This window comes from Actinoplanes regularis (genome assembly GCF_900188005.1).
In the GTDB taxonomy this organism is placed as follows: Bacteria; Actinomycetota; Actinomycetes; order Mycobacteriales; family Micromonosporaceae; genus Actinoplanes; species Actinoplanes regularis.
Genome location: NZ_FZNR01000011.1, coordinates 148202 through 168134, shown reverse-complemented (window position 1 = coordinate 168134; position 19933 = coordinate 148202). Strand labels below are relative to the sequence as shown.

At 68.1% G+C, this 19933-nt stretch carries 16 protein-coding genes, 1 tRNA gene and 1 pseudogene; 9 read left to right on the top strand and 9 right to left on the bottom strand.

The features are described 5' to 3' along the window. Nucleotides 1-63: 63 nt before the first annotated feature. Nucleotides 64-137: transfer RNA gene (locus CHC09_RS26985), tRNA-Thr, on the bottom strand. Between the two features lie 67 nt (nt 138-204). Here CHC09_RS26985 and CHC09_RS26980 point away from each other — a divergent pair. Further along, a complete protein-coding gene (locus tag CHC09_RS26980) occupies nt 205-1995 on the top strand; it encodes a metallophosphoesterase (RefSeq protein WP_179277296.1) in 1791 nt (596 codons plus the stop codon). 22 nt (nt 1996-2017) lie between these two features. Here the strand turns inward: CHC09_RS26980 and CHC09_RS26975 are convergent. Further along, a pseudogene (locus CHC09_RS26975) lies at nt 2018-2245 on the bottom strand (regulatory iron-sulfur-containing complex subunit RicT); the annotation flags it as partial. A 33-nt stretch (nt 2246-2278) separates the two neighbouring features. Between CHC09_RS26975 and CHC09_RS26970 the strand changes: the two are divergent. The 4 genes from CHC09_RS26970 to CHC09_RS26955 all read left to right on the top strand — a co-directional run bounded on the left by CHC09_RS26970 (nt 2279) and on the right by CHC09_RS26955 (nt 7699). Next, entirely contained in the window at nt 2279-3823 is a 1545-nt protein-coding gene (locus CHC09_RS26970) for a recombinase family protein (RefSeq protein WP_089296010.1), read from the top strand. Between the two features lie 1701 nt (nt 3824-5524). Further along, a complete protein-coding gene (locus CHC09_RS26965) occupies nt 5525-6319 on the top strand; it encodes a helix-turn-helix domain-containing protein (protein WP_089296009.1) in 795 nt (264 codons plus the stop codon). A gap of 9 nt (nt 6320-6328) precedes the next feature. Beyond that, nucleotides 6329-6667 (top strand): PCC domain-containing protein, encoded by a 339-nt coding sequence (locus CHC09_RS26960; protein ID WP_089296008.1) that lies wholly within the window; start codon nt 6329-6331, stop codon nt 6665-6667. A 435-nt stretch (nt 6668-7102) separates the two neighbouring features. Further along, on the top strand, nt 7103-7699 hold the full coding sequence (locus tag CHC09_RS26955; protein WP_089296007.1) for a recombinase family protein: 597 nt from the start codon (nt 7103-7105) through the stop codon (nt 7697-7699). A gap of 30 nt (nt 7700-7729) precedes the next feature. On the opposite strand, the gene CHC09_RS26950 is transcribed toward CHC09_RS26955, so the two are convergent. Continuing rightward, entirely contained in the window at nt 7730-8572 is an 843-nt protein-coding gene (locus tag CHC09_RS26950) for a PSP1 domain-containing protein (protein WP_089296006.1), read from the bottom strand. A gap of 156 nt (nt 8573-8728) precedes the next feature. Here CHC09_RS26950 and CHC09_RS26945 point away from each other — a divergent pair, with 156 nt between their 5' ends. Continuing rightward, on the top strand, nt 8729-10351 hold the full coding sequence (locus CHC09_RS26945) for a hypothetical protein (RefSeq protein WP_143232569.1): 1623 nt from the start codon (nt 8729-8731) through the stop codon (nt 10349-10351). Between the two features lie 192 nt (nt 10352-10543). Here the strand turns inward: CHC09_RS26945 and CHC09_RS26940 are convergent, their stop codons facing one another. The 3 genes from CHC09_RS26940 to CHC09_RS26930 are packed head-to-tail and all read right to left on the bottom strand — an operon-like array spanning nt 10544 to nt 11819. After that, complete coding sequence (locus CHC09_RS26940) at nt 10544-11152, bottom strand: hypothetical protein (protein WP_089296004.1); 609 nt, start codon at nt 11150-11152, stop codon at nt 10544-10546. Then, nucleotides 11152-11448 carry a hypothetical protein gene (locus CHC09_RS26935; RefSeq protein WP_089296003.1) on the bottom strand — a complete coding sequence of 99 codons (297 nt, stop codon included), beginning with the start codon at nt 11446-11448 and terminating at the stop codon, nt 11152-11154. The genes CHC09_RS26940 and CHC09_RS26935 overlap by 1 nt, the downstream gene beginning before the upstream one ends. Nucleotides 11449-11492: 44 nt before the next feature. Next, nucleotides 11493-11819, bottom strand: a complete 327-nt coding sequence (locus CHC09_RS26930) for a hypothetical protein (protein WP_089296002.1) — start codon at nt 11817-11819, stop codon at nt 11493-11495. Nucleotides 11820-12027: 208 nt separating this feature from the next. Between CHC09_RS26930 and CHC09_RS26925 the strand changes: the two genes are divergently transcribed. Further along, nucleotides 12028-13227, top strand: coding sequence for a DNA polymerase III subunit delta' (locus CHC09_RS26925; RefSeq protein ID WP_239138613.1), 1200 nt, complete (start codon nt 12028-12030; stop codon nt 13225-13227). Between the two features lie 64 nt (nt 13228-13291). Here the strand turns inward: CHC09_RS26925 and CHC09_RS26920 are convergent, their stop codons facing one another. Continuing rightward, complete coding sequence (locus CHC09_RS26920; protein WP_089296000.1) at nt 13292-14338, bottom strand: endo-1,4-beta-xylanase; 1047 nt, start codon at nt 14336-14338, stop codon at nt 13292-13294. A gap of 197 nt (nt 14339-14535) precedes the next feature. Here CHC09_RS26920 and CHC09_RS26915 point away from each other — a divergent pair, with 197 nt between their 5' ends. Further along, nucleotides 14536-15756 carry an SGNH/GDSL hydrolase family protein gene (locus CHC09_RS26915; protein WP_089295999.1) on the top strand — a complete coding sequence of 407 codons (1221 nt, stop codon included), beginning with the start codon at nt 14536-14538 and terminating at the stop codon, nt 15754-15756. Here the strand turns inward: CHC09_RS26915 and tmk are convergent. Then, entirely contained in the window at nt 15746-17812 is a 2067-nt protein-coding gene (tmk, locus tag CHC09_RS26910) for a dTMP kinase (RefSeq protein ID WP_239138614.1), read from the bottom strand. The genes CHC09_RS26915 and tmk overlap by 11 nt on opposite strands. Before the next feature lie 233 nt (nt 17813-18045). Between tmk and CHC09_RS26905 the strand changes: the two genes are divergently transcribed. Beyond that, nucleotides 18046-19251: an amino acid deaminase/aldolase gene (locus tag CHC09_RS26905; protein ID WP_089295997.1), complete on the top strand. Its 1206-nt coding sequence runs from the start codon at nt 18046-18048 to the stop codon at nt 19249-19251. Nucleotides 19252-19264: 13 nt separating this feature from the next. Here the strand turns inward: CHC09_RS26905 and CHC09_RS26900 are convergent, their stop codons facing one another. Continuing rightward, entirely contained in the window at nt 19265-19894 is a 630-nt protein-coding gene (locus CHC09_RS26900) for a TetR/AcrR family transcriptional regulator (protein WP_089295996.1), read from the bottom strand. Nucleotides 19895-19933 lie beyond the last annotated feature (39 nt).

Here is a 19933-nt window from a genome sequence, read left to right as displayed (position 1 = left end):
GACACCGTCGTCGACCTGTTCAAAAGAAGAAGCCCAGGTCGTTGACCTGGGCTTTCTCTACCGAGCCGCCTGACGGAATCGAACCGTCGACCTACGCATTACGAGTGCGTCGCTCTAGCCGACTGAGCTAAGGCGGCAACGCTCACAAGTCTACGACACCGGCGGAGCGATCTCGAACCCGGGCCGGACTCGCTGGGCGAGCCGATGTCGTACCTCACGACTAGTGTGCATTTCGTGACGGACGATCAGTCGAAGCCTGTCGCTCCCCCACCGCGCCCCGCTCCGGACGCGGAGCACACCGCGCCGACTCGCCCCATCAGTCTCGATCCGCAAGAGCTCGGGTTCACCCCGAGAAGGCGGATCGGCTGGCTCTCGCCGCTCCTGCTGCTGAGCACCGGGCTGCGCGCGCTGCTCGCCATCCTTTTCGGTGCATACATGGATAAACGCGAGCTGCAGAACGCGCTGGACGACGACTTCTTCGACCACTCGACGACCGCCGACGGTGAGATCTGGCTGGATTACGTCGCCGACCTGGGCGACGGCTTCGACGCGACTTATTCGGTCGCGTGGCTGCTGGCCCAGTCGGAGCTGTCGGTGGACGGCGCCCCGCTGCCCCGCGGGCGCTTGCTGCTGATGGGCGGTGACCAGGTCTACCCGTTGGCCAGCGGCGACGGTTACGAGAGCCGGATGAAGGGGCCGTACCGCGCGGCGTTGCCGGAGGCGCCGGCCGGGGAACCGCGACCCACGCTCTTCGCCCTGCCGGGAAATCATGACTGGTACGACGGCCTCACCGCCTTCCTGCGCCTCTTCGCGCGCCGTAAGGACGGTCACATCGGCGGATGGCGCACCGAGCAACGCCGGTCGTACTTCGCCGTGAAGCTGCCGCACAACTGGTGGGTGTTCGCGGTGGACGAGCAGTTCGGGGCGTACATCGACGACCCGCAGCTGCTCTACTTCGAGAAGGCCGCCCGGGAGATCACGCCGGACGACCGCATCATCCTGATGACACCGTCACCGACCTGGGTGAAAGCAAAGAACCACCCTGAGGTGTACGACGCGATCGACTACTTCATCCGCACCATCCTGGCCCCGACCCAGGCGCAGGTGCGGGTTCTCGTCTCCGGCGACCTGCACCACTACGCGCGCTACACCGGCGAGGACCGCGAGCTGATCACCTGCGGCGGCGGTGGGGCATACCTGCTGGGCACCCACAAGCTCCCTGATCGGCTCGTGGTGCCACCACGGGAGACGCTGACCCGCAATCGCAGCCTCAGCCGGGAGTACCGGCTGGTGTCCCGCTTCCCCGCTCCGAAGATCTCCCGCAGGCTGGGCTGGGGCGTGTTTCACCGGTTGCCGCGGCGCAACGCCGGATTCGCCACCATGCTCGGCATCATTCAGACGCTGACCATGCTGCCGATGGCCGGCGCGGCCCGACAGGTCGGCAGCCTCCAGCGGCTGTTCAGCATCCCGCTCGTCCTGATGCTCACGCTGATCATGCTGGGTACGGTGCTGTTCGCCAGGCCACCGAGCGCCGCGTCGGCGAGGCACGCGCGGCACTGGATTCTCGGGGCCGGTCACGGCCTGGCCCAGATCGCACTGGCCGCCGGCGGCACCTGGGTGTGGTTGCGGTTGCCCTTCCAGGCCTGGCCGGGGCAGATCGCGGTGGCGACAGTCCTCTACGGCCCGCTGATCGCCGTCCTGGCGACCCAGTTGGTCGCGCTTTACCTGCTGGTGGCGAGTTCGTTCGACGTCAACCTCAACGAGTTGTACGCGGGACAGGGCATCGAGGACGCGAAGAGCTTCCTGCGGATGCACATCGCCACGGACGGTACCCTGACCATTCATCCACTCGGCGTCGACCGTGTCTGCCGCAAGTGGTCCGCCGACCCGGACGGCGATTCACACGCACCGTGGCTACGCCCGGAGGAGCCGCTGACCACCCATCGCATCGAGCCTCCGATCGTGCTCGCCGCCCGGAAGAGCCCCTACGACTGACGCGAACCCGGATCGGCGGTCACTACGGCTGGGGCGGCGGGTTGTACTGGGCGTCGTGGGCCTGACGTGGGCCGCAGACCGAGGCGCGGGAGCACGAGCAGCGCGAACCGTCCGTATCGAGGCGGACGACCACCTCGTCCTTCGGCACGCTGTGCGCGACGACGCGGCCGTCACCGTCGGGTGTCGTCACTCGACTTCCGACAGCCGGGGCATTCGCCTGGAATGCGGCGTACAACGGATGCTCACACTTTGCGGGAAGCAACATTAATTCTACTATCTGATCATGACGACCGCCCCGATCAAGAGTGCCGCACGCCGTCGAGCGATGGCGCTAGCCAAGCCTGGCGCTCAGGCCACGACCCAGCCTCGGGCCGTCATCTACCTGCGCATGAGCATGGACCGGACCGGCGAGGGTGCCGGACTCGAACGCCAGGAACAAGCATGCCGCGCGCTCTGTCTCGCCCGAGGTTGGGACGTGGTTGCCGTAATCGACGACACGATCTCGGCGACGGACTACCGGCTCCAAGATCGGGCTGGGTGGCAGACGGTTGTTAAGACGATCGAGGCGGGCGAGGCCGACCTCGTGGTGGCCTGGCACCTCGACCGCGTGACCCGCTCAATGAAAGACCTGGAGTCGCTGATCGAACTGGCGATCGAGCGCAACATCGGGTTGGCCACCGCGACAGGCGACATCGATCTGACAACCGACGTGGGCCGCATGGTCGCCCGTATCCTTGCCGCTGTGGCGACTGCTGAAGGCGAACGCAAGGCGGCACGACAGGTGCTGGCCAACGATCAGCGCGTGGAGAAGGGCTTGCCGAACTGGGTTCGTCGACCATTCGGCTTCAACAAGGAGAACCTGGAGCACGTCCCCGACGAGGCTGCGGCCATCAAGCAGGCGTACCACGACGTACTCAAGGGCAAGTCTCTGAGCGCCGTCGCTAGGGAGTGGAACGAGGCGGGTTTCAGGACCAGCGCGCCGGATGGTGAGGCTGCCCGGCCCCGCGCTCCGCGCCAGCGGGACTACAACCCAAGCGGCCTATGGAACGGCGTGGCCTTGCGTCTCCTGCTGAGGAACCCCCGGAACATGGGTGTGATCACGCTCTACGGGGAAGTCATGGGTAAGGCCGCATGGGAGCCGATCATCGACGAACCGACATGGCGCAAAGTCGACAAGCTCCTAGCGGACCGAGAGCGTCCGGACTGGGTAGGCGGCAAGCTGGCCAACCTGCTGTCTGGCATCGCGCACTGCGGTGTGTGCGGCGGACCAGTACGGGCAACGAAGAAGAAGGGTATCCCTTTCTACCTGTGCGCAGGTGTGGGCCGAGAGCCCGGGCGGTCACGTGGACACACGCAGTTTCCCATCGACTACGGCGACGGATTGGTCGTGCGCCGGCTAATCAAGCAGATGACGGACACGAACCGGCCCTATTTCCACCCCGTGCCGCCATCGGACATCGATGTACCCGCTCTTCTGACCGAGGAGGCGCGGATCGAGGGCAAGATGAACGAACTGGCCGTAGACCAGGCGACGAACAAGATCACGCGCCAGCAGTTGCACGCGGCGACAGCGACGCTGCGTGAGGAACTTGCACAGGTCCAGGCAGAGATTGCCAAGGCGGGTAGCTATGGCGATCCCGGATACGTCGACATCGAATACGCCTACTACCAGTTCGACGAGATGGAACTGAGTGAACAGCGAAGCGTGCTGGTCGCCGCCTTCGAGTTCATCCGGCTACTACCACGCGGGAAGGGACGGCCAAAGGCAGGCGAAGCGATCTGGCGATCGGAGCACCTGGCTACAAAGTTCACGCCAGCTTGGTCATAGAACCCACGTCTCAACGCTAGGGCTACTCCTCCCGCCAAGAAAGCTAGCAAGCAGCAGATCTTCCCAAACTTGATAGCCCGATAAGATCGCTTAATAGGCCCCAGGAGGGGCCTTTATCATTGATTAGCATCATCGGTGAACTATCTCAATCAACCAACCCTAGATAACCCTAAAATCCATACCAAAAAAATACTAAAAGTCACCTGCTAAGCAGCTAACCAGTAAGCAACAAAGGCCCTCTAAATGGACCATGAGACCGGCTACCAGTTCACTGGATAGCGGCTATACAGCTAAGCAGTAGAAGACCCCAAAGGGGTCTCTAATAGCAATACTAGAACCGGCTTCCGGCAACCCGCAAAGCAGCTACAAGTAAAGGCCCCCGGAGGGGGCATTAACCGGCTACCAGTTCGCTCGATAACAGCTATGCAGCTAAGCAGTAGAAGACCCCAAAGGGGTCTCTTAAGGCGAGACAGCATAACTACGTAAGTAGTTATTCCGTTTTCGCGTACGCTCGTGCGCGTAGTAGGGAGCATCTTCCCTGATCTCCGCCGCCGCAAAAAGGGTTCGGAGCCAACCCCGAGGGCACCAACCCGCCCAGAAGGCCGTAGGGGCGTTGGATGCCGGTAGGGTAGACCGAGGTACCCAGCGGGACCGTTCGGGGCTCAGCGTGGATCTCAGGGGCGCTTACAAGCCCTTCAAGATCAGGGTGCCGCAGTTGCATGCGAACCCATCAGCCTACCGAGAGATCATCGCCCCTGGCAAGAGGACGCGCGGACCACGCCCGTGCACGTTTACTTCCTCCAAATCCAGAGATCCCTTTCCCGACGCTATTCGCCGGCGCGACTCGCCGCCGCAATTTCTTTATCGCTAGCGGACTCCCGGGGGGAGGATTAGCCGATCGAGCGCGCTATGCGTTCCCATGCACACCGCACAAAGCGGCATGCTCGCGTTCGGGTAAATCACCGAGGATTCTTCGTATGCATGCGGCGGGTATTGCACGGTCTCCACTAGGCCGCGCGCTTGCAAGGTGAAGTGGAAGCAATTGTGCATCCGGCCATTTGGGTAAGCCTGTGCAATTGCAGGGGTGGCCATCGGAATCAAGCCGACTCCGCGTGCACGCAAGCTGATCGCGTCGGGGCAGGACTCGGAATGGACCAGGACAGCCGGTGAATACTCCCGCTTCTCCGTCATGGCCGACATCCGTTCGGTAGGGCAGTACCGGCATCCCAAGCCGTCACGATGGCTTTCACTGCCTCCTCTTGGGTGTACCTGCCGAGGGATCCGCCGCTGGTTCCGGGTCGCCTGACGTAGGCGTTCCAACGGTCACCGATGCTGGCATGGATCCAGCCGATGTAGTCGCCCTCTCGCTCGACGGAGTAGCCACCCATGACGCTCACCTTCAAGGTGACGCCCGGCAGGATCTCCCGATTAGTGGGCGCGACGCGGTGTTCCACTATCCACCTCCTCGCACCGGATACAGGCCAACCTCTCCCCGCAACCGGGACACCATCGTGTCTTGACCTTGAAGGCCAGCAGCCCAGCTAGGAACCCCAGCACTAGAGCCGCAATCACCGCCGCCGCTACCACAGTCGACTCCTCCAGTGATTAGGATTCCCGACACACCGAGGGTTACTTAGTGATCACTCGGGCGGAAGGATCGAGCTGTCTCCAACCCGCTCCAAAACCGGACGAGGCTGGGCAATGAGTGATCTAGGGCGGACACTGAGGGAGGCCCGCGAACAGGCGGGTCTGTCGTTGGCTGGCATGGCCAAGCGAACCGGCTACAGCCGGGGCTACATCGGCAACGTGGAGACAGGCGTCAGAGCGGTTACCCCGGACGTCATACGAAAGTACGAGAGCGTCCTGGGAGAGGACTTGAAGCGGCGACAGCTTCTGCTCGGCACCATCTCTGCGTTGGCCGCCGGAGCGGCACCCGATACCGCAGCCTCCATCGCCAACGACATCAACGGTGGACGAACGGGAATGCTGACGGGTGTCCAGACCACCCACGCCACAGATCGGGCGGTGGCCTCCCTCGTCGCCAGGAACTCTCCGTCGATCGCCTCACTGACCAAATGGTCCAGGTCAGGCAAGGCGCTTCTTCGTGTGAACGCGGCCGGCATTCTGGCCAAGGTCGGTTCCCCGACCATCGACAACGAGGCTGTCTCGGTCCTTCAGGCCGATGGAGAGTCACGCGAGCTGTACCTGACGGCAGTCCTTCACCGTGTCCTCGGGCTCGACTGGGACGCCTCAGCCAACCTCGCCGCATCCTCTGCGCCGCTCAGCCCGGACCAGCTCCAGGTGCTCAAGGCGGAGCTGTCGAACCCCAATGACAGCGGAGCGCGCTTCTGCTCTGTCCTTCTCCTGAGTAGGAACCAGCGGGCAGAGCCGCACATCACGGACGCGTTGCTCTCGGCGCTCAGGTCAGAGTCCAGCCGCGAGAACCTACGGGCTATCGGTGCAGCCCTTGCAGGCGTCAACCCGCTCAAGATCTAGGAGATCCGCTTGTCCACCTATGTCGTTCAGGTCAACAAGGATGAGGAAGTCCTCCAGGCCGTCCAGGAGCAAGCCGACCGGCTCGGGCTCACCAGCGCCGTCATCACCCTGATCGGTGCTGTCAACGAGGCTGAGGTCTCGGTCATGGCCAAGGAGGATGAGAGCGTCGACTACATCCGGCGCTATACCCAACCGATGGAGCTGTCCGGCACCGGGGAAGTCGTCGAGGGCAAGGTTCACCTACACGTCACCCTCGCCGGTGAGGACATCACGGCCGCCGGTCACCTCCACCGCGCCGTGGTCGGCGGCTTCTTTGTCCGCGCCTACTTGACCGCCGTTGGCGCGTAGCCGCCACGGTGACAGGTGCCATGAGCGACAGGTCCGTTCTCCGTGACCGGGGCGTCATGAGCGACACCCCGGTTTCCCTAGCCCTAGGCCGGGACCTCCTGAGAGCGGAACGCTGGTTCTCCGCGACCGCAGCGTCATGAGCGACATCCCGGTTTCCCTAGGCCGGGGTGTCATGAGCGACGGGCCGGTCTCGATAAATCGCCCTTCGGAACCGTGGCAGATTTTTGGCTGCTATCACCAGCCGGTCCCTCCTCGAACCCCGAAGGGGTCATGCCCCCAGGTGCGCCGGTGCTGGTCACGAGGCTGCTCAAAAACGAAGGGTTTTGACACATCCTTCAAGGGAACCCGTTCGGGGGCTAAACCATGTCCATAACCCATCTCATAACCATGCTCCAAGGCTTGATGTTTTGAGATGGGTTATGAGACAGTCGGATCATGACAACGCACGCCGCTACCGGCCAGCTCTTCGGATACGCCCGGGTCTCGACCAACAGCCAGGACGCTCAGCTCCAGCGTGACGCGCTCAACGAGGCTGGCTGTGCCCGCGTGTTCGAGGACAAGGCGAGCGGGAAGAACACGGACCGAGCGGGCCTCACCGCCGCCCTGGACTGGGCGCGCTCGGGTGACACGCTGTGTGTCTGGAAGCTCGACCGTCTTGGCCGCTCAGTCAAAGACGTGCTGACGATTGCCGACGACCTACACGGGCGAGGCATCGGACTACGCATCCTCACGGGCAAGCTGGCGGGGAACTACACGCCGTCGGGTGAGGGCAAGTTCTTCTTCACGATGATGGCCGCCTTTGCTGAGCTGGAGCGCGACATCATCCGCGAGCGGACTCGGGCAGGACTCGAAGCCGCCAAGGCCCAGGGACGCACAGGTGGCCGCCCATCGGTGATGAACGACGACATCCTCAGCGCAGCGCGTGCCCGGCGAGCCAAGGGTGAGAGTGTCAATTCGATCGCTGACGCACTGGGAGTCTCCCGCCCTACCCTTCACCGCCACCTCAAGGCCGACGTGCCAGAGAGCGCCTGAGCAGGCTGAACAATGTCAACGAACCGGGTGTCAGCTTGATGCCCGGTTTTCGTATGCCTGGCGCGACCCGCAGACGTCGGCGACGGGGCAGCGTCGGGGCTGCCCGTCCGCGAGATTCCGGACAGTGATGGTGTCGGATGGCGGATGTTTCGCCATCACCTTGCCCTCGGTCCCGTCCGAGAGGACGACGCGCTCCCCCTGATGGAAGTTAGATGTACTGCTTTCGGCATAGAGAGGATGCTCGTATTTGAGGCAGCACATCAGGCGGCCGCAGGCGCCGGAGATGCGCAGCGGGTTCAGCGGTAGGTCCTGGTCCTTCGCCATGCGGATGGTGACCGGCTCGAAGTCGGTCAGGAACGTGGCGCAGCACAGGTCGCGGCCGCAGGAGCCGATGCCGCCCTGGACGCGCGCGGAGTCGCGGGCGGAGAGCTGGCGGAGCTCGACGCGGCAGTGCAGCGTGGCGCCCAGGTCGCGGACCAGGGAACGGAAGTCGACGCGGTGCGGGGCGGTGAAGTAGATCGTCGTGCGGTCGCCGTTGCCGCCGGACGAATCCAGCACGTGGTCGACGGCGACGACCTTCATCGGCAACTCATGCGCCTTGATCAGCTTCTTGGCGGCGACCTTGGCCTCGGCTTTGCGTTTGCGGAGCGTCTCGTCGCGGCGCAGGTCGTCGTCGGCGGCCAGGCCGACGATCTTGGGGAAACCGTCGGTCTCCTCGCTGACCCATTGCGGCGCCCAGACGCACTCCGCCACCTCGGGACCGTCGTCGGTCGGGACCAGCACGCGGTCGCCGACCGACGGGGAGAACTCACCCGGATCGAGGTAGTAGAGACGGCCGTACCGGTTGAAGCTGACCGCGCACAGCATGCCCATGCGATCAACCCTACGACGTTCGGCAAGCCGTACCAAATGCCGGTTTTGGGCTACCCGGGCGGGTTGTCGTATAGATGCTGCGCAACCGCCCCAATCGACCCTCGTTGGCCAGTCCCGTAGACGCCGCCGCAGCGGCCCGCGCCGAAAGGAACCGCCATGGCACCTGTCAGGTCGCTGGCTGCCAGTGTCGCCGCGCTCGGGGTCGCGAGCACGCTCACCGCACCGCTGCCGGCATCTGCCGCATCATCCGCATTGAATACCTCGATGCTCGCGCAGGCCACGCCGACGCCATGCGCGCGGATCGAGCGGTATGCGGCGCAGAGCGAGGCGGAGATGATCCGGATCGATCGGCTGAACCTTCGGGGTGCGGTGAAACCGGAACAGGGCGCGGAGGTCACCGAAGGGGAGGGCGAGAAACAGCCGTCCGCGCCGCCGTCGACAACCTCCGGAGAAGCGCTCGAGCAGCGTTCGGCACCGCCGGCAAGTCCGCAGCTCGATGAAGAGAAGCCGGCAAGTCCGCAGCTCAACGAGGTGCGACCGGCGGCACCGGCGACAAGTCCGCAACTCGATGAGGTGCGACCGGCAGGGCCGCCGGCGACTCCTGACGAGGTGTTCGAGCAGCTCGATCCGGCTTCTCCGGCACCGGATCCGACGACGGAGTCCGGCGGGCGGCGGATGACCGCCGGCGCGGGGATCGGCGACACGCGGAGCGTCATGATCGCGGATGCGCCGGTGAAGTCGGCGTCGGCCGGGCTGGTGCTGAACGGGCGGGTCGTCGGGGCACCCGCGGCCGAGCAGGTCGTGCGGCAGGCACCGCCCCACTCCGAGCCGATCGAGCGGCGCACCGGGTCGAAGCGGTTCGGGCCGATCCAGGTGGGCGGCGGGGCGATGTCCGCGCGCGCCCGCTGGGCCCCCGCGATGGGGTGCGGGGGCGCCGCTGGCGAGATCTCCCGCGCCACTGCACGGCTCGACCGGGTCACGCTGAACGGCGACCTGGTTCGCGTACCGGGAAATTTCTCGAGCTTGAGCAGCACCGCGCTGAGCGGGCGCGGAAGCGACGCGAACTCGGTCGCCTCGGCGACCGTGAGCACCAGCCGGATCGAGCTGGCCGGCGGTGAGATCCGGATCCATGTTCTGCGGGCGCCCATCCTGCGGGTCAGCATGAACACCTCCGAAGGCGGCGAGGTCCGCTATCAGCCCGCGGTGATCGAGGTGTCCGGTCCGGGCGTTCCCCGTACGAGGCTGGACACCGTCAGGGACAAGGTTGACATCACGGTCAGTGATATCGGAACGGCGGCCGAGTCGGCGGTCGTCCCGGTGCTGCCGTCTCGGGGGTCATTGTTGCCGTCGATCCCCGGCCTGCCGGCGCCGTCGGGCGAGACCCACGGCAGGGCACCGGTGCTGGAGAGCGGCTCGACCAAGGCGATCGTGCGGGTGTCGCTCGGTGCCGTCCGGCAGGCGCGGAAGGGGCATTCGCTCGCGGCCCGGGTCACCGCGCTCCGGGTGACGATGGTGCACGCGGCCGACTCGGACGGACGCCGGGGCCGGGCGGGGTACGAACCGTCCGCAGTGGTCGCGCGACTCGGGTTCGGCGTGCTGGAAGCGGCCGCGGTGGCTCCGGAGCCCCGCAAGGCTCCCGGCGGGTCCGGGGTGCGGGGCGAGACCCTGCCGGTCACCGGGCCACGGGTCGCACCGATGGTCATCACGGGGGCCGGGCTGCTCGTCGGCGGCGCGCTCGCAGTCCTGCTGGGCGCCCGGAGGCGTCGCCGGAACTCCTGACCTCTCCCCCGGTGGTCGCCTGTCGGACGGATCGGGCCGTTCCGGTCGGCGACCACCAGCGCGATCGACCGAGCTGGCCATCACGGCCCTATCCAACACACCGACACAACAACCAGAACCAGCCGGCAACCGAGCTGGACACCACAGCCCTAACCAACACACCGACACACCAGCCAGAACCAGCTGACGGCGTCAGGCGGGTTGGGGTGACTTCAGGGGGAGGGCGTCGTCGAGAAGGTCTTCGGCGCGGTCGTAGCTGTCACCGATCGTGCGGAGCAGCAGCGTGGCGACATCGGCGGCGGCGTGGACCTCGTCGGACCCGGGAAAGCCGCCATCGGCCACCAGCGTCAGGGCCTCCGCCGAGGTGAGCACACCGGCCAGGGCACCGGCGAGTTCACCGCGGGTGCGGGTCATCCAGTCGGTGAGAGCGTCCGCGAGGTCGGCGGTCGCGCTCATCCGCCGGGACAGGCTGTCCGGGCCGACGTTGAGCTGCTCGGCGGCGCGGCGGCGAGCGGCCTCGTACGCCTCGGCGGCGTCCCCGGTCCAACTCGTAGCCGGCGGCAGCGTGTCAGCGGTGTCGACGCAGGCGCGGGCCTGGGCGCGCAGCTCAGGCACGGTTTCGGCGATCGCGGCCGGATGCAGTGCGGCGACCGCGCGCGCCGCGTCACCCGGCAGCAGGCGCACCCGGCGCAGCTCGGGCCAGACCTCGTGCCGCTCGGGCGCGCCGACCGCGGTGAGCACCTGATCGACGCGGCTCAGCAACGGTTCCGCGGCGGTCAGCAGACGATCGAGCCGATCCATCAGAGCCCCCGCAGGAAGCGGCGCCGGACCACCTCGTCGGTCTCGGCATAGTCCCGGGAACCACTGCGCACCGACTGCGCCAGATCGGCGAGCCGCTCGGACAGCCCGGCCGCCTCGTCGGCGCGGGCCTGGAGCACCGCGGCCCAGCTCTCGTGCAACCGCCGCCCGAGCCGGCCGGGCCGCCCCGCGTCGTCAGCGCCGAACGCCCCGGCCGCCGGCAACAGCCGTGGCACCCGGTTGTCCATGGTGGTCAGCGCGGCGGCGGCCTGGTCGATCTGGTCAGCGAGTCGGTCCATGTCAGTGGCCCTCCAGCGAGCCTTTCAAAGGGGGCCGGCTCATGTCAGTAGGCCTCCAGGGAGCGGAACGAACCGAACACCTCGGCGTGCAGTTTCTCCCGCGCCCAGCGGGCCGCCTCGGTCGCGCTGGTGACGACGGCCTTCAGCTCACGGGAGAACTCGGCGGTGTCGCGTCGGCTCAGGCCACCGTGCACGCGGACATCCACGATGTCGCCCGCCGCGGTGACCACGACCTCGATCGACTGGTCGGGCGAGTGCACCGAGACCTGATGCGCCGCCACGGCCTTGTCGAACTCGGCGCGCAGACCCTCGACACGCCGGTAGCGATCGATCGCCTCATCGATCCAGGCCTCGTCGATCTCCCGAGCCATGCGTCAGGCTCCTCACCACGCGTCATGTCGCCGTCGCGTTCCGAAACCCGAATCTACCGGCATCACGATGCTCTTGGTGTCCTCTGTGGATAACTTTCGCCCTCGAACAGGAGGCAACGCTCAGCGCATATCAAGAGACGGAGAGTAATCGAGAAAGCGGGGCAACCGGTCCGGAGGCGTACCGGAGGTGGGGCAATACCATTGCCGGGTGAGTCGGCATGGAGTGTTCTCGGACCTGGTCGGGCAGGACGACGCGGTTGAGACGCTGCGCCGCGCCGCCGAGGCCGCCGCGCGCGTGGTCGCCGGTGAGCCGGTCGGCAGCGGGGCGATGACCCACGCCTGGATCTTCACCGGGCCACCCGGCGCCGGTCGGTCGCTGGCGGCTCGGGCGTTCGCGGCGGCGCTGGAGTGTGAGCGGGGCGGAGCCGGCTGCGGGGAGTGCCACGGGTGCCACACCGTGCTCGGCAGGACCCACGCGGACGTGCGGTTCGTCGCTCCGGAGGGGCTCTCCATCGGGGTCGGGGAGATGCGCGCGCTGGTTCTGCGGGCGGCCACCGCGCCGTCCGGCGGGCGCTGGCAGGTGGTGGTGATCGAGGACGCCGACCGGCTCACCGAGGCGGCCGGCAACGCGCTGCTCAAGGCGATCGAGGAGCCGCCGCCCCGGACGGTCTTCCTGCTCTGCACGCCGTCGACCCACCCCGACGACATCTCGGTGACGATCCGGTCCCGGTGCCGGCTGGTGGCGTTGCGGCAGCCGCCGGCCGACGCGGTGGCCACGGCCCTGGTCGAGCGGGACGGGCTGGCCGCGGAGACCGCCGCCTGGGCGGCCGCCGCGGCGCAGGGCGACATCACCCGGGCCCGGTTGCTTGCCGCGGATCCGGAGGCACGGTCGCGGCGGGAGGCGGTGCTGGCGGTGCCGAAGCGGCTGACTGGCGTGGGCGCCTGTTTCGATGTGGCCGCGACGCTGGTCACGGCGGCCAAGGCGGAGGCCGCCGACAACGTGGCGGAGTCCGACGCCGCGGAACGTTCGGCACTGGAGCAGGCGCTCGGCGCGGGCGGCACCGGCCGCGGGGCGGCGGGCGCGATGCGTGGCGCCGCGGGGCAGATCAAGGACCTGGAGAAGCGGCAGAAGTCGCGCGCCACCCGGGCGCAGCGGGACGCGCTCGATCGAGCCCTGGTCGACCTCGCCGGGTTCTACCGGGATGTGCTGGTCACCGCGTTTCAGGCACCGGTGTCGGTGGTACACGGGGACGCCGCGCCGCAGTCGGAGGCCGCGGCCCGGAAATGGACGGCGGAGAGCACGCTGCGGCGACTGGAGGCGGTGCTGGCCTGCCGCGAGTCGATCAACCAGAACGTCAAGCCGGAGATCGCGGTCGAGGCGATGATGCTCACCCTCTGGCGGGGTTGATCCCAAGAGGCTGCGCCGACGGACGGTGCCGGCGCAGCCTGGTCCTCGGGTGTGGCCCTGGGGCTCAGCGCCCAGCCAGCTGGAAGGTCTCCCGCAGCGTGTCATAGGCCGGTTTCGGTTGCAGGTTCTCGTCCAGCGGGGTGGCCGATCCCTGCCCGTCGAAGAAACCGGGCACCCACGAATACTTGTCGGTGAATCCCCACACCGTGTACGACACACAGTGCTCGGCCAGCAGGCAGGCCCGCAGGAGCAGCCCGAAGCCCTCGGCCTGAGCCTGCACCTTCGCGGCGTCCGGCGGCAGCACCATGCGCACGTCGACCTCGGTGAACGCGGTCTTCACCCCGAGCTTGTCGAAGCGGCGCACGTTCTCGAGCACGGTGCCCGGGAAGCCGTACTGGACCCCGAGGTGTCCCTGCATGCCGTAGCCCTGCACCGGCACGCCCTCCGCCCGCAACTGCTTGACCAGGGCGAAGTACGCGTCGCTCTTCGCGTTCACGCCCTCGTTGTTGTAGTCGTTCAGGAAGAGCACCGCCTTTGGATCGGCCTGGTGGGCCCAGCGGAACGCGTCGGCGATGTAGCCGGGCCCGAGCGCCCGCAGCCAGATGGTGTCCCGCAGCGTGCCGTCCTCGTTGAAGACCTCGTTCGCCACGTCCCAGGCCCAGACCCGGCCCTTGAAGTGGCCCACCTCGGCGAAGATGTGCCGCCGCAGGAGGGTGCGTAGCTGGTCGGGGGTGTACGCGGCCTCGGTGAGCCAGGATGGGTTCTGGCTGTGCCAGACCAGGGTGTGACCGCGGACCAGTTGCCCGTTCTTCCGGGCGAAGTCGACGAGTTGGTCGGCGGCGGTCCAGTCGTAGACGCCGGGCTGCGGTTCGACGACCTCCCACTTCATCACGTTCTCCGGGGTGACCGTGTCGAACTCGCGGGCCACCGCCTGCTTGTACGGCGCGTCGGCGGCGAGCGCCGACATGTCGACGGCGGTTCCGATCCGTACGCCGGTGCCCCGCGCCGCGGCCCGCAGCGACCCGTCGTCTCGTGGGTGGGCGTCGGCCGGCGTGGAGCCGGCCACGGCAAGGCTGACCGCGAGAAACGCGGCGATGCGTCCATATCTCATCTGTGGTGCCTCCGAAAGTTACGGGGACATGCCGAAACGTTATGCACAGTGACTGAATCCGGTCAACCATGTCCATCGATCGGCATCGGAGCGTTCGGATGACGCGGCAGCCGATATTCCGCCCTTGACGCCATAGATGGGCGGCTCTACGTTACGAAGATCTGTCCCACAGATTTCCGAAACTTTCGGAGCGTGTGATGTCCACAAGACGCCAGGTCCTGGCCCTCTCCGCCGGCGCCGTAACGGCCGGTGCGCTCTACGAGAGCCCCGCCTCCGCGGCTCCGGTCCGCGAGACCGCCACCTGGGCGGCGGTCCCCACCACCATTCCGCCCACCGCTCCCCTGGTCCTCGCCGATCAGACCGTGCGCCAGACCGTCCACCTCAGCGTCGGCGGTGACCATCTGCGGATCCGGCTCACCAACGAGTTCGGCGACACCCCGCTGCGGATCGGCGAGGTGCACGCGCGGCAGGGTGAGTCCGACCGGCGGGTCACCTTCGGCGGGCGTGCCGCGGTGACCGTCCCGGCCGGCGCGCCGATCGTCAGCGACCCGGTCGGCCTGCGTGTCGAGGGCGGCACCGACCTGGTGATCAGCGTCTACCTGCCGGAGCGGACGCCGGTCGGCACACTGGCCGCGTTCGCCTTCCAGGACAACGTGATCGCCGCCGGGAACGTGACCGGGGCCCGGCACGTGACCCCGAGCAGCACGATCCAGCAGTACCTGTTCCTGTCCGGGGTGAGCGTGCGCTCGTCCGGCGGGGCGATCGTCACGCTCGGCGATTCGATCACGAACGGCGCGAACACCGTGGCGAACGCCAACCACCGCTGGCCCGACCTGCTCGCGGCCCGGCTACGACACCGCCGCGGGGTGGCGAACGTCGGTGTCTCCGGCAACCGGCTGCTGCACGACCCGAACCCGCCGGCCGGCAACCCGGCGGTGGCGTACGCGGCGTACTTCGGGCAGAGCGCCCTGCGCCGCTTCGACCGGGACGTGCTCGCCCAGCCCGGCGCGGAATTCCTGGTGGTCCTGCTGGGCGTGAATGATCTCGGACATCCGGGGACCGCAGCGCCGCCGGACGAGGTGGTCTCGGCGGACGATCTGATCTGGGGCCACCGGCAGTTGATCGCACGGGCACACCAGGCCGGGTTGCGGGCGTACGGCGCGACTGTGCTGCCGTTCAAGGACGACACCCTGGGCTTCTACAGCCCGGAGAACGAGCGCAAGCGGTCCGCGCTGAACCGCTGGATCCGCACGTCCGGTGAGTACGACGGCGTGATCGATTTCGACGCGGCAGTACAGGATCCGAGCGATCCGCTGCGGCTGAACCCGGCCTACGACAGCGGCGACCACCTGCACCCGAACGATGCCGGGATGGCAGTGATGGCCGCCGCCGTGCCGTTACGACTTTTCAGGACTTAGGCGATTCGTCGAGGTCGAGGACCTCGGCCATCTCCTCAAGCGGTGACTCCCCCGAGGCTGACTTGGAGAACGCGGAGGTCGGCGCCGACTGCGCGGGGGTCCCGGCGAGCATCCCGGACAGTCGCGCCGCCACCTCGCCGGCGAGCTCCTCGGCGGGCCGCGCCGCGTCCAGCACCAGATAGCGCTTGGGGTCGGCGGCGGCCAGGTCGAGGAACGCGTACCGAACCCGCTCGTGGAAGGCCTTGGACTCGCTCTCCAGCCGGTCGGTGCCCACGCCGCGGGCGCTGACCCGGCCCAGCCCCACTCCGGGGTCCACGTCCAGCAGGACCACCAGGTCGGGCTTGAGCCCGCCGGTCGCCCACGACGAGAGCCAGGCGATCTCCTGGACCGGCAGGGTGCGCCCGGCGCCCTGGTACGCCAGCGACGAGTCCACGTACCGGTCGCTGATCACCACCGCGCCCCGCTCCAGCGCCGGGCGGACCCGCGTAGCGACGTGGTGGGCCCGGTCCGCCGCGTACAGCAGGGCCTCGGCCCGCGGTGAAGGCTCGTGGGAGGAGGCGTCCAGCACCAGACCGCGGATCCGGGCACCGAGCTCGGTGGCGCCCGGCTCCCGGGTGACCACCACGTCCAGGTGATCCGCCCGCAGCGCGTCGGCCAGCAGGTTCACCTGGGTCGACTTGCCGGCCCCCTCGCCGCCCTCGAAGACCACGAACAGCCCGGTCCGGACGAACTCCTCCGGCGGGGCGAGCGGACGCCCGCGCACCGAGCCGATCAGGTCGGCCAGGATCGGCACGCCCTTCTTGTCGTCCATCTGCCGGAAGGAGCCGATGCCGACCCAGATCCCGATCGCGCCGGCCACCAGCAGCAGCACCCGAGTGGACGAGATGTCGACGCTGATCGCGCCCAGGTCGACCCGCCGCGAGCTGCCCAGGCCGACCAGCAGGCCGGCGAGAGTGATCGCGAGCAGCAGCACCATCCGGACGCCGATCTGCACCACGGCGAAGACCCGGCCGCGGACCGCGTCGTCGACCTCGCCGTAGAGCAGGGTGGTGCCGGCCAGGAACGCCATGCCGGCGCCCGCACCGACCAGCAGCGCGCCGACCAGGGCCATGGAGAGGTGGAAGGCCAGGCCGAGGAACATCACCGAGCCGCTGGCCAGCACGATGTTCATGCCGAACCAGCGACGCCGGGAGAGGTCCTTGACGATCATCGGGCCGAGCCCGATGCCGACCGCCAGGCCCAGGAAGATGGTGCCGAAGAGCAGGTAGAAGGCGGCTTCGCCGGCGCCCAGCGAGGTGGCGTACGTCCGGGCCGCGCCGATCACCACGCCGCCGGCCGCGAAAGCGCCGAAGATCCCCAGCACCAGGCCCCGGACCAGCGGGGTACGCCCGATGTACTGCCATCCGTCCAGGAACTGGCGGGACATGCTCTGCTCGGCGGCCGCTCGCCGCTCCGCGCTCTTACCGCCGATCTCGCGGATGCCGAAGAACACCACCAGCGCGGTGGCCAGCCGGGACAGCGCGTTCATGTAGAGCGCCAGCTGCACCGGCTGCGCCCAGTCCGGCAGCGAGACGCCGGAATGCTGCACGCCGGCGGTGAGCGCGGAGAGGCCGAGGGCGGCGAGGATCGGCGTGATCCCGTACGTCGTGACGAGCGTGAGCTGGTTCGAGACCTCGATCTGGGACTTCGAGATGAGGTTGGGGACCGCGGCCTCCTTGGCCGGGATCCAGATCAGCGTGATCGTCTCGCCGATGAAGGTGGCGATGGTCGCCCAGGTCACGGTGAGCGCGGGCGACCCGCCGAAGAGCGGGACCAGCGGGATCGAGCCGTAGAACAGGAACCGGAGCAGGTCGACGATCACCATCGTGTAGCGCCGGTCGAACCGGTCGGCGAAGACACCCGCGATCGGACCGAGCAGCAGCGCCGGCAGCAGCCGCACCGCGATCGTGCCGCCGAACGCCGCGCCCTGCGCCGCCGAGTTGCTGAACTGCGCGGACGCGAAGAGGCCGGTGGCCAGCAGGCCGATCCAGTCGCCGAACGAGGCGGCGCCGAGCACCAGCCAGAGCCGGCGGAACGGGCGGATCCGGAGGACGGAGCGGAGCGCGGCCGCACCCGATAGGTCGACCGGTGCGGTCTCCTGGCGGCTTTCCGTGTTGATGGCCCTACCTCCCCGTGGTCACTGCTCGGAGCACTGTAACCGGCCGCCCCAGGTCATCGGGGGTTCGCACCTGCGAGTGGAGCAGAAATGAATGTCTTTCGCGTTGCCTCGCTTCGGGATAGCGTGCCGGTGTGCTCACCGACCGCAGTGCCCTCCACCAGCGACTGGACAAGGCCACCAGCCACCTGGAGACCCCGATCGCGGTGGTCGACCTGGCCGCGTTCGACGACAACGCGGACCGGCTGACCGCCCGCGCGGCGGGCAAACCGATCCGGGTGGCGAGCAAGTCGGTGCGGTGCAGAGCCCTGCTGGAACGGGTGCTGGCCCGGCCGGGGTGGCACGGCGTGATGGCGTACACCCTTCCCGAGGCGATCTGGCTGGTCCGCTCCGGCGTGACCGACGACGTACTGGTGGCGTACCCGACCGCGGACCGGACCGCGCTGCGCCGGCTCGCCGGGGACGAGAAACTGGCCGCCGCCATCTCGATCATGGTGGACCACCCGTCCCAGCTCGACCTGGTCGACCAGGTCGCGGCACCGGAGGACCGCGCGGTGATCCGGCTCTGCATCGACCTCGACGCCTCCTGGAAGCCGGGCGGCTCGCTGCACGTCGGCGTCCGCCGCTCCCCGGTGCACTCGGCCACCCAGGCCGGCGCGCTGGCCCGCAAGATCGCCACTCGTCCGGGATTCCGACTGGTCGGGATGATGTCCTACGAGGCGCACATCGCCGGCGTCGGCGACGACCCGCCGGGCCAGGCACTGCGTGCCCGCGCCATCCGGCTGATGCAGCGCCGCGCCCTCCCGGAGTTGCTCACCCGGCGGGCCGCGGCGGTCCGGGCGGTCCGGGAACACGCCGACCTCGAGTACGTCAACGGCGGCGGAACCGGAAGCGTCGCCACGACCAGCGCCGATCCGGCGATCACCGAGGTCACCGCCGGGTCCGGCCTGTACGGTCCGGCCCTGTTCGACGCGTACCGCGACTGGCGGCCCACCCCGGCCGCGTTCTTCGCGCTCTCCGTGGTCCGCCGCCCGGCGCCGAGGATCGCGACCGTGCTCGGCGGCGGCTGGACCGCTTCCGGCCCGGCCGAGGCGTCCCGGCTGCCCACGCCGTACCTGCCCGAGGGACTGTCGTTCAAGGGCGACGAGGGCCCGGGCGAGGTGCAGACCCCGCTGCTGGGCGCGGCCGCCGAGCAGCTGCGCCCGGGCGACCGGGTGTGGTTCCGTCACGCCAAGGCCGGCGAGCTGTGCGAGCACGTCAACGAGTTGCAGTTGATCGATGGCAGCACAGCGGCGCCGGCCCCGACGTACCGGGGCGAGGGCCATGCCTTCCTCGGCTGACCTCCGGTGGGCTTCAGGCCGAGACGTGCCGGTGCAGGTACTCGCGGATCAGAGCCTTCACCTCGGTCAGCACCGCCTCGTCTCCACCCGGGTCGCGCCGGAAGGCCAGCTTGATCAGCGCGTCGGCGGCCTCCACCGAGATCTGCAGGGCGAACCACACCCTGGCCCGGTCGATCAGCTGGAACTGCTCCGTCAGGAGCTCGGCCAGGCGCTCCGCGATTACCGCGTTGTTGTCCCGGTCCGAGTCGAGCAGGTGCAGGTCGACGACGTCGCCGAAGTGCAGCGTGCGGAAGCCCGGAACGCTGCGGTGCATGTGAATGTAGCCGTCTATCGCCGCATCCACCGCGTCCCACCAGTGCGTGAACGTCTCCGCCGCGAAGCGGTCGGAGAGGCTCTGCAGGTAAGCGTCCATGTTGCGCAGAGCCAGGGCTTGGACGATGGCCCGTTTGTCAGGGAAGAACTGGTAGACCGAGCCGATGGCGACCTCGGCTCGCTCAGCAAGCAGAGTCGTGGTCAGGCCCTCATAGCCGACCTCGTCCACCAGCTCGGCGCAGGCATCGAGCATGCGCTGGACCCGGGCAACGCTTCTGCCCTGCACCGGAACCCGCCGCAGCGGTCCGGTGCTGACGGTTGGTGTCGACACGCGTCGCCACTCCCTCTCAGCAGTGATAAATCGAACGTT